This window comes from Rahnella sp. ChDrAdgB13 (assembly GCF_017655185.1).
GTDB lineage: Bacteria > Pseudomonadota > Gammaproteobacteria > Enterobacterales > Enterobacteriaceae > Rahnella > Rahnella contaminans.
Window position 1 is genome coordinate 1 of the sequence record NZ_JAEMGT010000070.1, and the last position, 13,942, is coordinate 13,942.

Sequence of the window (13,942 nt, forward strand, 5' to 3'; positions counted from 1 at the left end):
GGCTCGAACCGGCTCGGAAAAAGACTCTCGCTGTTTCTCACCGTTCATTCGACGTCGTTTTGAAAGCGGCCAATGGCTATGTAATTCGGAAGATAGATGCATGCTGATTTTGAATTGAAAAAGCCTCCAGCCGCTTTCGGAAAGCTTGCCGAGCGAAGTGTTTCGAGACCTGTGGCTCGAAACCGAGTGAGGGTACCGCGTAGCGGCAAGTTTTCGCGGCAATAGCGCTGGCCCCTGAAACATAGCCAGCGAGCGATAGCGCGCTGTTAGCAAGACGCGGAGATTCCAAAGAGGCCCCGTCCTGGGCCTCTTTGGTCGGTTTCGACGCAGCAGGTTAAGTGAACACAGTTATTGAAAAACCGAAACTTTCCCGGTCATAGTTACAGCCCCTCACTGCAAGTGAAAAACCGAAACTTCCCGGTCATAGTCCCAGCCCCTCACTGCAAGTGAAAAACCGAAACTTCCCCGGTCATAGTCCAAGCCCCTCACTGCAAGTAAAAAAACCGAAACTTTCCTGGTCCTGTAACCGAAAGCCGCCATGTGCAGCGGCTTCTGCACAAGGAAACACCTCGATCATATTCGAACTGCTTATCAGCAGACCGAATTGTCATTAAAACGTCATAACTCTGACTTAACCTACCGGTAACAAAATACAACAATCTGTGTTTTATTATTTCTGACGGTTTATCAAAAGGAGTTTTGACCATGCAACAACCTCTCTCCCTGCTTGCCCGCGCACTCTCTGCCGCCCTGCTGGTTTCCACATCTGCCAGCGCTTTCGCGGCTGAGCCGGACGCCCTGACAGACCGCGCAGCAAAAGGCGTGCTGACTGAACCGGGTGGCGCTCGTCGTCTGAGCGGTGACCAGACGGAAGCGCTGAAAGCTTCGCTTTCGGATAAAACGGTGAAGAACGTAATCCTGCTGATTGGCGACGGAATGGGCGATTCTGAAATCACTTCCGCACGAAATTATGCAGAAGGCGCAGGCGGTTATTTCAAAGGCATCGATGCCCTGCCGCTGACCGGTCAGTACACGCATTATTCTCTGGATAAAAAGACACAGAAACCAAGCTATGTAACGGATTCCGCCGCCTCAGCCACCGCCTGGACGACCGGCGTAAAAAGCTATAACGGCGCGATCGGGGTGGACGTAAACGGTAAAGATCACCAGACCATTCTCGAGATCGCCAAAGCCGCAGGCAAAGCGACCGGCAACGTCTCGACGGCAGAATTGCAGGACGCCACGCCAGCCGCCCAAATCGCGCATGTCACGTCCCGTAAATGCTATGGCCCGGAAGAAACGGCCGAAAAATGCGCCAACAACGCGCTGGAAAATGGCGGACGCGGTTCCATCACTGAACAGCTGTTGCAGGCACGCGCCGACGTCACGCTGGGCGGCGGCAAAAAATCCTTCAGTCAGTTGGCGAAAGCCGGCGAATTCAGCGGTAAATCTCTGAAAGACCAGGCGCTGGCGCAAGGTTATGTGTGGGTAGAAAACGCCGACCAGTTGAATGCCATCGCACAGGCCGACCAGAAAAAACCGCTGCTGGGCTTATTCGCCGACGGCAATATGCCGGTACGCTGGCAGGGTCCGAAAGCCACGTATCACGGCAATATCGATAAACCTGCCGTCACCTGCGAAGACAATCCGCAGCGCACCGCAGAGATCCCGACGCTGGCCGCGATGACCGAAAAAGCGATCGACCTGCTGAAAACCAATCAAAACGGCTTCTTCCTGCAAGTCGAAGGTGCGTCGATTGATAAGCAGGATCACGCTGCCAACCCTTGCGGTCAGTTTGGTGAGACGGTAGATCTGGATGAAGCGGTGCAGAAAGCCCTCGAATTTGCCCGTCATGATGGCAATACGCTGGTGATTGTGACCGCCGATCACGCGCATTCCAGCCAGATTATTGAAGCCGACGCCAAAACCCCCGGCCTCACGCAAACGCTGACCACCAAAGATGGCGCGCCGATGACCATCAGTTACGGGAATTCCGAGGATGACTCGCAGGGTCACACCGGGACTCAGTTGCGGATCGCCGCGTTCGGGCCACACGCCGCGAACGTCGTCGGGCTGACCGACCAGACGGATTTGTTCTATACCATGCGGGAAGCAATGAATATTAAATAAGCAGGAGGCCGCTGCTTTGGCGGCTCAAAGCCATTGTGTTGGATTGCCATCCAACGTGGCATCAGGTTTTAACTGGATCGCGAAAGTTTCGGTTTTTCAATTGCAATGATCGCTCAGCGGCTACCGCCGAAACCGAAATTTACTCGGTCAGCTGTCAGCCCTCACTGCAAGTGAGAAACCTAAATCTTCCCGATCCAGTGACTGAAAGCCGCCTTGTGCAGCGGCTTGTGCATAAAACTGAATCTAGTGCGCCAGAAACTTCTCAAGGAACTGTTTCGTCCTCGCATGCTGCGGGTTCGAGAATAGCGCCTTCGCAGGCCCCTGCTCTACGATCTTCCCCTGATCCATAAAGATCGCTCTGTCCGCAACATCGCGCGCAAAGCTCATCTCGTGGGTCACGATGACCATGGTGCGGTGCTCGAGCGCCAGCGCGCGGATGGTGTTGAGCACTTCGCCGACCAGTTCCGGGTCGAGGGCAGAGGTCGGTTCGTCGAACAGGATCACTTCCGGGCTCATCGCCAGCGCGCGGGCAATCGCTACGCGTTGTTGCTGACCGCCGGAAAGGCGACGCGGGTAAGCGTTTTCCTTGCCGCTTAATCCGACTTTCTCCAGCAGCTGATGCGCCGTCGCGATGGCTTTCGCCTTCGGTTCGCCCTTCACAATCACCGGGCCTTCAATAATGTTTTCGAGCACAGAACGGTGCGGGAACAGGTTGAAGTTCTGGAACACAAAGCCCACCTGCTGACGCAATTCGCGGACTTTGTTTTTTTGTTTGCTGATCGGCTTGTTGCCGTCAATTTCGATATTGCCGACTTTGATTGTGCCGCCGTCCGGCTCCTCCAGCAGGTTAATGCTGCGCAGAAGCGTCGTTTTTCCCGAACCGCTCGGCCCGATAATCGCGACGACTTCACCGGCATTAACCTGTAAATCGATACCGTGCAAAACCGTCTGGCCGTGGAATTTCTTCGTCAGTTGCTTAACGTCAATGGTACTCATGAAGGCTCCTGATCCTGGCGGTTAACGCGGTCTTCCAGACGGTTTTGCAGGAAGGATAAAACGGTCGCCAGCACCCAGTAAATAATGGATGCGGCCAGATACATGGTGAACACTTCCAGCGTGCGGGAGGTGACCAACTGAGCCTGACGGAACAGTTCCGGCACCTGAATGGTCGCCGCCAGCGAGGTATCTTTCACTAATCCGATAAAGCTGTTGCCCAGCGGTGGCAACGCAGTACGTGCCGCCTGCGGTAAAATCACGCGGCGCATCGTCTGCCAGGGGTTCATGCCGATACTTGCCGCCGCTTCCCACTGCCCTTTTTCAATTGACGAAATCGCCGCTCGCAGGGTTTCAGAAGTATAAGCCGCGGTGTTGAGTGAGAGGCCAATCATAGCCGCCGGAATAGGATCCAGCTCGATACCAAACTGTGGCAAACCGTAGTAAATCATAAACAGCTGTGCAATCAGCGGTGTACCGCGAAATACGGAGACGTAAAAACGTGACAGCCACGACAGTGGCCAGAAATGCGAAAGGCGCATCAGCGCCAGCATAAAGCCTAATATTAACCCGAAGACCATACCGCCCAGACTCAGCTGGAGGGTAAACAGGGTTCCTTTCAATAAAAATGGTGCTGAATCCAGCACCAGTTGAATACTTTCTTGCATCCGATAAAGACCTTTTGGATGTGTATCCTGAAACAACCCGGAGCAAGATCAGCTCCGGGTTTAACGGATAATTATTTGGTGACGTCAGCCCCGAACCACTTCTCGGAAATTTTGGCTAAAGAACCATCTTTTTGCATTTCTGCAATCGCTTTGTTGATGGCGGCCAGTAATTCAGGGTTGTCTTTGCGGATCGCAACACCGGATTCCAGACGGGAGAACGGCGCACCGGCAACGGCTAAGGTGTTGTTGGTTTTCTTCACCAGATCCAGCGCAGCCAGGCGGTCAACCAGAATCGCATCGGTACGACCTACGCGCAGATCCTGATATTTCGTCGGGTCATCATCATAGGTACGAACGTCCACGCCCTGAACATTCGCGCGTAACCATTGTTCGTAGTTGCTGCCCAGACCCACGCCTACTTTCTTACCTTTGAGATCTTCCGGCTTGGTGATTGAGCCTTCGTTACCTTTTTTGGTCAGCGCCTGAATACCGGAAACGGTGTACGGCGTGGAGAAGTCATATTTCTTCTCACGTTCAGGGGAAATGGTCACCTGGTTGATGACAACGTCAATACGTTTGGATTCCAGAGAAGCCAGCATGCCGTCCCATTTGGTCGGTTGCAGCTTCGCTTTCACGCCCATATGCTGTGCCAGCGCATCGGCGAATTCCACTTCAAAACCGGTCAGTTTGCCGTCTTCACCCTGGAAACTGAACGGAGGGTAAGTCCCTTCCAGACCGACGATCAGCGTGCCGCGGTCTTTCACTTTTTTCAGTAAGCCTTCATCAGCAAAGCTGTTGGTGACCATACCGGCTGTCAGGCTGACGGCCACAGCACCCAGAAGTAAACGACGACGCAATGTGGAAAAAACCATATACACCTCAGTTATTATCGATGTTAGAAAGTTATATATCTGACGATTTGCGCACAGTAGCACCCGCCGCGAGAGTTATCAGGAATATAATTTCATAATCTTAGCGCAAAATTGCATAAGCGTACTGTATGGCATCACACTTGCGGATGATACGCAAACAGTGCCGGCGCGCCGCCGGTATGGATGAACAGGATCGGGCCTTCGTCCGGGAATAATCCGCGTTCGATGCCGTCGAGCAAACCGGCCATTGCCTTGCCGGTATATACCGGATCCAGCAGCATCGCTTCCTGCTCCGCCAGCAATTTCACCGCCGCCATTCCCGCTTCATTCGGCTCACCGTAGCGCGGTGCAAAATAGTCATCCCATAAAACGATCTGCGGTATTTTTTCATCAAACTGCAAACTGGCAGCAACGTCACGGGCAATGGTTTCCACCTTCGGACGCTGCGTGTCGGCTTTACGTGACACCGTCACGCCTATCAGTTGTGTATCCGGCATTAAATGCTGCAATGCGACCGCCAGCCCGGCGTGTGTCCCCGCACTGCCGGACGCCACCACGATTGCGCTGAAATCGACGAAACTCGCGGAAGACTGTTCAGCAATCTCCAGCGCACACCGGACATATCCCAGCGCACCCAGCGCATTCGAGCCGCCGACCGGCACAACGTACGGACGAAAACCTTGCCCTTCCAGGCGCTCAGCTAATTCTGCCAGCTGCGCCGTCGGGTCGTGCAGTTCATCGCACATCACCACTTCGGCATTGAATAAATCCAGCAACAGGCGGTTGCCGTTGGTCAGATAATTGGCTTCGGTGGTGCCAATCGGGTTTTCCAGCAACGCAACGCATTTCAGGCCCAGTTTCGCCGCCACTGCCGCCGTCTGACGGACATGGTTGGACTGAATCGCGCCTGCTGTCACCAGCGTATCCGCACCTTCTGCCAGCGCGGCGGCGGCCAGATATTCCAGTTTTCTGAGCTTGTTACCGCCCATCGCCAGCGGCGTAATGTCATCGCGTTTGATATAGATGTCACGGCCCGTGAACTCAGAGAGACGGTGGAGTTTTTCTAATGGCGTGCAGTTGCCCAGTAAATCAATACGATCAAAGGCTTCCAGCCGGGTTTTAAGCAAAGCAATTTTAGCAGGCACAGCGTTCCCCTGACGCACAGCCGCAAGGCCGGCGAAGTCGTGATAGTCGAAGCAGATGTATTTGCGCAGAATGGTTATGAAATAAGTATATTAAGAATTAATACTTTATGCGGACAGATTCAAGACAAAAAAACAGGCCCCCGAAGGAGCCTGTTTGCGTTTTGTGTGTCAGTCTGTAAGAGCGCCGCTTACGCGGATTTCTGCCAGGCCAGATACTGGTCGTATTTGCGCAAAGCAATACGGTAGTTATCGTGGCCCGCCACCGGCAAATCACTGATGATCCGCTGGTGGATGCTGTCCCCTGAAAGCTTATCGAGAGGATAGTTATTTGCTGACAAGATTTCATCCAGACGGCGGAGGCGGACAACATACTCGCGCACCGTGCTGTGGTTCATCTCTGTCTGCTCGAACAGATATTGCTTAAACGCCATGATGTCAAAATATGACGAATGGCTGTTACAGCTTATCTCACTGCAAAAACGACACAGAGCGGTCAGTTCCTGCGACAGGTTGTGCCACACGTCATCATCAATAGGCTGGTCCATCTTGGCGATGGCCTCTTTATTGATGATTTGCCCGCGAAACACCAGTGCCATCCTGTCGAGTTCTTTTGCACACTGTGAGCAATGAGTCTGACTGTGTTTAAAATCTTTAAGATAACGGCTTAAAGGCCTTGTTTTGATTCCCGCTGGCATAAATTTATTCCTGATAAGGGATATAAAATGTATAACCGGCCAGGAAAAAGCGGATCAGTGGTCGTTGGCCAGGCGGCTGCGTAAACGCTTAATCGCCTGACTGTGGAGCTGGCTTACGCGGGATTCCCCGACATCCAGTACCGCCCCGATCTCTTTTAAATTCAACTCTTCCTGGTAGTAAAGCGTAAGTACCATCTTTTCCCGTTCTGGTAACGCATCGATAGCTTCCATCACCCGGTGGCGTAAATTGCCCTCCAACAGATGATGTAACGGGTTGGCCTCTTCGTGCCCTTCCATCAATGCCTCGGCAGTATCGCCGTGCTCTTCGCGCCATTCGTCATAAGAAAACAACTGGCTACTGTTCGTATCCATTAATATCTGCCGGTATTCCTCGATGGGAATATCCAGTGCCTGCGCCACCTCTCCTTCACTCGGTGGTCGCCCTAATTTTTGTTCTGCGTTATGCATCGCCTGAGACACTTCACGCGCGTTACGTCTGACGCTGCGCGGCACCCAGTCGCGGCTTCGCAACTCATCAAGCATCGCGCCACGGATACGCTGGACGGCATAAGTGGTAAACGCCGTACCCTGCATCGCATCAAAACGCTCAACCGCATTTAACAGGCCGATCCCTCCCGCTTGCAGTAGATCATCAAGCTCTACGCTGGCGGGAAGCCGCACCTGCAAACGCAGGGCTTCATGGCGCACGAGCGGAACATAGCGCTGCCACAAAGAATTTTTGTCTATCACGCCGTCGGCGGTATACAGATCGCTCACTGTCGTAACCTGGCAAATTGAGGGTCAGTATCATTGTGCCAGTGGTAATCCCCATTCAATCGCCTGAATAAGGACTGAAAAGCGCGGTTATTTTGATTATGTCTCGCACTTTCTGTTTCAGACCCGCAGGATTACCAGGATCGCAATCGCCTAAAAAACAATCACAACATAAAGATTATCCTAAATTATACCAGCGAATGCGTTTCATTAATCGTGGAAAAAGGTAAATTTTGGTTAAAAAAAACCCCGCCGGAGCGGGGTTTGTTCTGTTTGTAACCGGACTGCTTATATTGTCGCCAGCGACAATTATTGCAGCAGGGACAGTACAGACTGAGGAACCTGGTTAGCTTTAGACAATACTGAAGTACCCGCCTGCTGCAAGATCTGCGCTTTAGACATTGCAGAAACTTCAGTTGCGTAGTCAGCATCCTGAATACGGCTCTGTGCAGAAGACAGGTTAGTGGTGGTGTTGTCCAGGTTGGTGATTGCAGAATCGAAACGGTTCTGAACCGCACCCAGTGAAGAACGGAAGGTGTCAACTTTAGCAATTGCAGCGTCGATTGCTTTCAGTGGATCAGAAGTTGCCACACCGGTGTAAGCGTTGGTGTTAGCTGTATCAGAGATGTCACCGATGGTGCTTGCCACGTTAGCAGTACCAGTAGCGCCGCCGTCAGTGATAGCGCCTGCTGCAGTTTTGTAGTCTTTACCCTGAACGGTCACGTAACCTACTGCTGCGCCAGTCGCGTCTGCGCCAACTTTAACCAGTTTGCCAGTCTGAGTACCTGCAGTAACACCGTTGTCAGTGTCAGTGTAAGAAACGTCAGTGGTGTTCAGAGTTACAGCACCAGTAGCGTCATCTACAGAGGCTGCGTAGTTATTAGTACCATCAGAAACAACGTAAGTTGCAGTGGCTGCGCCTGCTGCTGTCTGAACGTTTTTCAGAGACAGTTTGCTTGCGTCCAGGCCCAGAGAAGTGGCAGCTGCAGACAGGTCAACGTTTTTCAGGGAGCCGCTTGCGCCAACCTGAGTGATAGCATCGCTGGTTTTCAGAGCGTTGCTTGATACAGAGAAACCGTTCAGACCCAGAGTAGTAGAGTCGATTTTTTGCAGGTCGATGGAGATAGTCTGGCCGTCGTTTGCGCCAACCTGAATTTTCATCGTCTGGTTAGAAGCCAGTACGTTCACGCCGTTGAACTGAGTCTGACCAGATACGCGGTCGATTTCAGACAGACGTGAAGTGATTTCGTCCTGGATTGAGGTCAGGTCAGAAGATGAGTTGGTGCCGTTGGCAGCCTGAACTGACAGCTCACGGATACGCTGTAAGTTGTTGTTGATTTCGCTCAGTGAACCTTCAGTGGTCTGCGCAACGGAGATACCGTCGTTGGCGTTACGTGAAGCCTGAGTCAGACCGTTGATGTTAGACGTGAAGCGGTTAGCAATCGCCTGACCAGCAGCATCGTCTTTTGCGCTGTTGATACGCAGACCGGAGGACAGACGCTCGATAGCGGTGCTCAGAGCGGACTGGGATTTGTTCAGGTTGTTCTGAGTCATCAGAGACAGCGTGTTGGTATTGATAACTTGAGCCATGAGTGTATTCCTTCAAATCTGGTTAAGGGTTCGGGCTTATTGCCCACGGCGTTCATCACCGTCCAAACTTGTATCGGCGCTACTCCCGCAACCTTTAGAATTATTTCTCAAAAAACGTCGATTTCTTACTTTGAGAATTACCCTTCCTTATACCGCCTATTCACGCCATTACTTTTTGTTGCGATCTATTAAACTTTTTCTCCGTCGTGCCGATAGGGCTTAAAGACTCTTATACAACCCGTACAAGGATACATATGGCCACTGTCTCTTCATTAGGTATCGGCTCAGGTTTAGATCTCTCCACTTTGCTGGATAACCTGACCACCGCAGAAAAGGCGCGTCTCACGCCAATCACCACGGCACAGACCAGTTACAGTGCTCAGCTGACCGCTTACGGCACGCTGAAAAGCGCAGTACAAACCTTTGCCGATGCGGCGACGGCATTGTCGTCTACCAATACTTACGGCGCGACGACGGCAACGTCTAACAACACCTCGGCATTCAGCGCGACCACCAGCACCGGCGCGGCGGCAGGTAAATATTCCGTTAACGTGACACAGCTGGCGGCATCTCAATCTTTAATCTCTGCCACGCAAAGCAGCAGTACGGCAGCATTAGGCTCAACCACTACCGGTAACTCGCGCACGCTGACCATCAGCCAGGGCGACGGCAGTACTCCGCTGAGCATTAAACTGACGGACGATCAGACTTCACTGACCGGCGTTCGCGATGCAATCAATAAAGCCGGCGGCGGCGTCACGGCGAGTATCGTTAAAGTGACCGACAGCAGCTACAAGCTGGTGTTGAGCGCCAACAATACCGGCACCAATTCTGAGATGACCGTCAGCGTGACCGGTGATGACCAGCTCAATAACATTATTGGTTATGACTCTTCCACCGGCACGGGTGCGATGACGCAAAATGCTGAGGCAATGAATGCCAAGCTGACGTTCAACGGCATAGATCTGGAGCGTCAGAGCAACACCATCAGCGACGCACAGGATGGGATCACCTTAAATCTGACGGGAACCACTTCCACCGCGGCCAGCCTGACAGTAGCGAAAGATACCAGTACAGCCACGACGGCCATTCAGACTTTCGTTGATGCCTACAACTCATTACAGGACACGTTCGCCAGCCTGACTAAGTTCACCGCGACCGCGACGAATACTGATACGGCTGACAGCACCAACGGTGCATTACTGGGTGACAGTGCGCTGCGCACTATTCAGACGCGTCTGAAATCCGCCGTCACTGCAGCATCAGGTTCCGGCACGATCAGCTCTTTATCCAGCATCGGCATTACGACCGACCCGGATACCGGCAAACTGGAAATTGACAGCACCAAACTGAGCACCGCGCTGACCAGTAATCCGAATGCAGTGCAGACCATGATGGTCGGCGACGGTAAAACCACTGGCGTGATGACCAATATCAGCAACCTGAATACCGGGTTCCTGAACAGTACCAACGGCACGATTGCTAACGCAGAAACGGCGGTTAACACCACCCTGAAAGGACTGACCGATCAGTACAACAAAGTGAATGACAGCATCAACACCACCATCGCCCGTTACAAAACGCAATTCACTGCACTTGATGTTTCGATTCAAAAGCTCAACAGCACGGCGACATACCTGACGCAGCAGTTCGAAGCCATGTCCTCATCAAGTTCAAGCTAGTAAGGAAACAGATTATGTATAACGCTAAAGGAACACAGGCCTACGCCCAGGTTGGCGTAGAAAGCGCAGTCATGAGTGCGTCGCCTTACCAGTTAGTCACGATGTTATTTGACGGGGCGCGCAGCGCCCTGATCCGTGCACGCATATTCATTCAACAGGGAAGCATTGCCGAAAAAGGCAAATCCCTGTCCATGGCGATTAATATTATCGACAGCGGATTAAAAGCCGGATTAAGCCGTGATAAAGGGGACCCGGAATTAGTGGATAACCTGGAAGCGCTTTATTCCTATATGGTCCGCCGTTTATTACATGCAAATTTACACAACGATCAAGAGGCCATCACCGAGGTGTTGGCCTTGCTTGAAAATATCGCCGATGCCTGGCGGCAAATCGGCCCAAACCACCACCCGTCGCAGGACCAATATAATGGATCAACATCAGTATCTGGTTAATGAATATCAACTGATCCTGTCTTTAAGCGAGCAGATGTTGCGGCTGGCGCAAGATGAAAAATGGGATGAGCTGGTCGAGCTCGAAGTCAGTTATGTGAAAGCCGTGGAAGCGACCACCAAATTACCGATGTCAGAACAGACCTCGATAATGGTTCAGAATGATATTCGCCGTTATTTACGTATCATTCTCGACAATGAAAATTTGATTAAAACGTTATTACAGGCTCGGATGAATACGCTCACCCAGCTGATTGGTCAGTCGTCCCGACAACAACAAGTGAACACGACGTACGGAAAAATTGATCTCCGTTCGATTGCTTTTGGCGATCACCAATAATTATTAAAGTACTTCTTTTGATTTATTTTTTTCCAATATTTCTTGTGCAAAAATAAGGTTTCAGGGGCAGAGAGCATACGGCTACCAGGGCTGATTCTCTCTGTCTCCTTCCGTAACACTCGCCTAAACCGGCAGCCTGTTTGTATTGGCATAAGCGGGAAGTTTTATATCAGGCAGCAAACAACAGGTTGCGGTCGTCATTTCGGGCATCATCGATATGGTTCGTAAAATAAAAGTGACTCCAGGGATAGGCACTATTTCGCTACTTATTCAGCATAGTGAGCTTTTTATTCACGATGTCTATATTAATAAGCCGCAATTAATCCTCGTGCAGAATGGAAGTCTTTCTATTACTAACCAGGAACAGCGATTCTCGCTACAGGCGGGGGAAATGCTGGTGCTCAACAGTGGACAAACGTTGAGTCTCACCCACCATCTCTCAGACAATGGCCCTTTCAGCTGCGCCATTATGGCCTGGGATCACCAGTTGCTCAGTGATGCGGGGCTCCATGCCACGGGCTTTTCAGCCCCACTGCTTTCCGTTGAAACGCTACAGGTTATTCCGCATATCCCGGTGGCTTTTAAACAGAGTTTTACCGATACCCACAGCGCCATTCTCTGGCATCACGGCCTGCCCGCGCCCATTACCCGCCATCGTATGCTGGAACAATTGCTCTGGCTGTCGCATCTGGGTGTGCGTTATTCGCTGCAACACAGCGAAAGCATGACACAACGTGTGCGCGAATTGCTGACAGATAATCTGCATAAATCGTTTACCGCCGCGGAAGTGGCGGAACAGCTGATGATGAATGAAGTGATGCTTCGCCGCCGGCTGGCGGCCGAGGATTGTGTCCTGCGCAATCTGATGATTGATGTCCGCATGACACAGGCGCTGCGGTTACTGCAATGCACCGATCTGGCGATTTCCAACATTGCCCATCAGGTCGGTTACGAAAGTGGCTCCCGTTTTGCGGAACGTTTTCGGAAGCGTTTTGGCTTCGCGCCTACCGCGATCCGCGGGCATATGCGACCCCTCTCAGCACAAACGATGACTTATAACAACTAACTCCTAAGCACTACAATGCTAAATCATGAGTAACATCACACAATAATTGATTACCAGATGTTAACCGAATATCATACACGCCGTTAATTTACGGGTGATCAGGGGTTGGCAGTGCACGTTTGGTGGGAAGTGATTAAAACGATTTATTGGGGTGGATTGGGTATTGCGGCACTGGTGACGCTTCTCGTGAGCCGCGACACGATTAAAATACGCTTGTTAACGTCCGGCATTATCGGGTTTACCTGGCCGATGAGCCTTCCCGTCGTTCTGCTCTTCTCCCTGTTCTGACGCTGTAAAACTGCGCTCATTAAAAAACCCGGCTTTCAGGCCGGGTTCTGTACAACTGTTGTTGCTACTGTTTACGTTGCTGCTAATTGCGGGTTTGCACCCAAAAGCCGTGGATCAGACCCGGCAGATAACCGCACAGTGTCAGGATGATATTCAGCAAAAAAGCACCGCCAAATCCGTTACCAATTAGCACGCCCAACGGCGGTACCAGGATGGTGATCAAAACTCTCCAGAATCCCATGTTCATCTCCCTTTGGTTATCATTGAGTTAATGATAGTTCAGGGAAACAAAGCCGCCTATCAGATGAAACTTAATTGATCAGGTCCAGCATAATTTCCACGTCTCGACGCACTTTATCGAGCAATTCGACATCGCCTGCGCGGTACTCGGCATCGGTTATCTGATGGATCTGGCGCATCTGCCATCTCACCTGCGTTTTTTGCTCGTCCGTCATATTGCGGCACATCACGATGATAAAATTGCGCAGCATCAGATGTTGCATGGCAGTTTCTTCGGCATGTTTGTTAACCGACATCACTAAATCGACTACCTGTTTTTCTGCCATAGCGTGTTCCTGCTGTCGTGAAAAGTCGGTGGGAAAGTCATTAAAACCAGACTAGCATGGCAACAGTTCGGTCAAAGCCGACAGCTGATGCAAAAACACCCGCTATTTCTGCGTCTAACCTGCGCATGGACACCATCACTATGTTTTCAACCGACGACGTTTTTCAGCGTCTGGCGTCTTCCCCCTTTCGCCAGCGCTTTCATCTTGGCCCGAAAGAATACGAATATTGTATGAGTCACGGGCCCGATACCGTGGCGCAGCACGCCGCCGATTTCATTAGCCGGCGGCTCGCGCCTGCGGAACCTCAGGCCGACGGCAGGCAGACGCCGATGCGCGGCCATCCGGTGTTTATCGCCCAGCACGCCACCGCCACCTGCTGTCGCGGATGTCTGGAAAAATGGCATCGTATTGCGGCACACGCTGAGATGACACAAACGCAGCAGGATTATACGGTTGCAGTGATCCTGCACTGGATACATCAGGAAATGCAGCGGCCCGCGCCAGCCGCTAAACCGCGGAAAGCAAAACCAAAAAATTCTGACCCACAACAAATGGATTTATTGTAAGAAGCGCATCACAGTGGTAAAAAAATAAAGAGTGACAGCAGTCACAATTTTTCAGGATTTAAGTACCCTGCTGCGTCTGTACTCTATAATTTTAAGGAATAAGACAGTTTTCTGCCGG

The 13,942-nt window shown here is 51.8% G+C and carries 16 protein-coding genes; 7 read left to right on the forward strand and 9 right to left on the reverse strand.

The window, feature by feature from the left end:
• Nucleotides 1–705 precede the first annotated feature (705 nt).
• Nucleotides 706–2,130 carry an alkaline phosphatase gene (gene phoA, locus J8X26_RS17850; RefSeq protein WP_208951532.1) on the forward strand — a complete coding sequence of 475 codons (1,425 nt, stop codon included), beginning with the start codon at nucleotides 706–708 and terminating at the stop codon, nucleotides 2,128–2,130.
• 243 nt (nucleotides 2,131–2,373) lie between these two features.
• Here phoA and tcyN read toward each other — a convergent pair whose 3' ends face one another.
• The 7 genes from tcyN to J8X26_RS17885 form a co-directional block, all read right to left on the reverse strand.
• On the reverse strand, nucleotides 2,374–3,126 hold the full coding sequence (gene tcyN / locus J8X26_RS17855) for an L-cystine ABC transporter ATP-binding protein TcyN (RefSeq protein ID WP_208951533.1): 753 nt from the start codon (nucleotides 3,124–3,126) through the stop codon (nucleotides 2,374–2,376).
• Nucleotides 3,123–3,791, reverse strand: a complete 669-nt coding sequence (tcyL, locus tag J8X26_RS17860; RefSeq protein WP_101076710.1) for a cystine ABC transporter permease — start codon at nucleotides 3,789–3,791, stop codon at nucleotides 3,123–3,125. The genes tcyN and tcyL overlap by 4 nt, the downstream gene beginning before the upstream one ends.
• Nucleotides 3,792–3,862: 71 nt before the next feature.
• Nucleotides 3,863–4,663: a cystine ABC transporter substrate-binding protein gene (gene tcyJ, locus J8X26_RS17865; RefSeq protein WP_152326990.1), complete on the reverse strand. Its 801-nt coding sequence runs from the start codon at nucleotides 4,661–4,663 to the stop codon at nucleotides 3,863–3,865.
• Nucleotides 4,664–4,797: 134 nt separating this feature from the next.
• Nucleotides 4,798–5,808, reverse strand: coding sequence for a D-cysteine desulfhydrase (locus tag J8X26_RS17870; protein WP_208951534.1), 1,011 nt, complete (start codon nucleotides 5,806–5,808; stop codon nucleotides 4,798–4,800).
• A gap of 188 nt (nucleotides 5,809–5,996) precedes the next feature.
• On the reverse strand, nucleotides 5,997–6,503 hold the full coding sequence (gene fliZ, locus J8X26_RS17875) for a flagella biosynthesis regulatory protein FliZ (RefSeq protein ID WP_095922218.1): 507 nt from the start codon (nucleotides 6,501–6,503) through the stop codon (nucleotides 5,997–5,999).
• A gap of 54 nt (nucleotides 6,504–6,557) precedes the next feature.
• Nucleotides 6,558–7,280, reverse strand: a complete 723-nt coding sequence (locus J8X26_RS17880) for an RNA polymerase sigma factor FliA (RefSeq protein ID WP_101076714.1) — start codon at nucleotides 7,278–7,280, stop codon at nucleotides 6,558–6,560.
• 306 nt (nucleotides 7,281–7,586) lie between these two features.
• A complete protein-coding gene (locus tag J8X26_RS17885; protein ID WP_152326988.1) occupies nucleotides 7,587–8,867 on the reverse strand; it encodes a FliC/FljB family flagellin in 1,281 nt (426 codons plus the stop codon).
• 254 nt (nucleotides 8,868–9,121) lie between these two features.
• Between J8X26_RS17885 and fliD the strand changes: the two genes are divergently transcribed.
• From fliD to J8X26_RS17910, 5 genes are all read left to right on the forward strand, one after another.
• Nucleotides 9,122–10,549, forward strand: coding sequence for a flagellar filament capping protein FliD (gene fliD, locus J8X26_RS17890; protein ID WP_152326987.1), 1,428 nt, complete (start codon nucleotides 9,122–9,124; stop codon nucleotides 10,547–10,549).
• Between the two features lie 14 nt (nucleotides 10,550–10,563).
• The gene (fliS, locus tag J8X26_RS17895) at nucleotides 10,564–11,001 is read left to right on the forward strand and encodes a flagellar export chaperone FliS (RefSeq protein WP_152326986.1); all 438 of its coding nucleotides are present in this window, start codon (nucleotides 10,564–10,566) and stop codon (nucleotides 10,999–11,001) included.
• A complete protein-coding gene (gene fliT, locus J8X26_RS17900) occupies nucleotides 10,976–11,338 on the forward strand; it encodes a flagella biosynthesis regulatory protein FliT (RefSeq protein ID WP_152326985.1) in 363 nt (120 codons plus the stop codon). Before fliS ends, fliT begins: the two co-directional genes overlap by 26 nt.
• A gap of 328 nt (nucleotides 11,339–11,666) precedes the next feature.
• Entirely contained in the window at nucleotides 11,667–12,404 is a 738-nt protein-coding gene (locus tag J8X26_RS17905) for an AraC family transcriptional regulator (protein WP_307803483.1), read from the forward strand.
• Nucleotides 12,405–12,515: 111 nt separating this feature from the next.
• Nucleotides 12,516–12,692 carry a GhoT/OrtT family toxin gene (locus tag J8X26_RS17910; RefSeq protein WP_095922224.1) on the forward strand — a complete coding sequence of 59 codons (177 nt, stop codon included), beginning with the start codon at nucleotides 12,516–12,518 and terminating at the stop codon, nucleotides 12,690–12,692.
• Between the two features lie 82 nt (nucleotides 12,693–12,774).
• Here the strand turns inward: J8X26_RS17910 and J8X26_RS17915 are convergent, their stop codons facing one another.
• Nucleotides 12,775–12,933: a YqaE/Pmp3 family membrane protein gene (locus J8X26_RS17915; protein ID WP_152326983.1), complete on the reverse strand. Its 159-nt coding sequence runs from the start codon at nucleotides 12,931–12,933 to the stop codon at nucleotides 12,775–12,777.
• Nucleotides 12,934–13,003: 70 nt separating this feature from the next.
• The gene (locus J8X26_RS17920) at nucleotides 13,004–13,258 is read right to left on the reverse strand and encodes a hypothetical protein (RefSeq protein WP_152326982.1); all 255 of its coding nucleotides are present in this window, start codon (nucleotides 13,256–13,258) and stop codon (nucleotides 13,004–13,006) included.
• 140 nt (nucleotides 13,259–13,398) lie between these two features.
• Between J8X26_RS17920 and J8X26_RS17925 the strand changes: the two genes are divergently transcribed.
• Entirely contained in the window at nucleotides 13,399–13,824 is a 426-nt protein-coding gene (locus J8X26_RS17925) for a DUF4186 domain-containing protein (RefSeq protein ID WP_152327193.1), read from the forward strand.
• Nucleotides 13,825–13,942 lie beyond the last annotated feature (118 nt).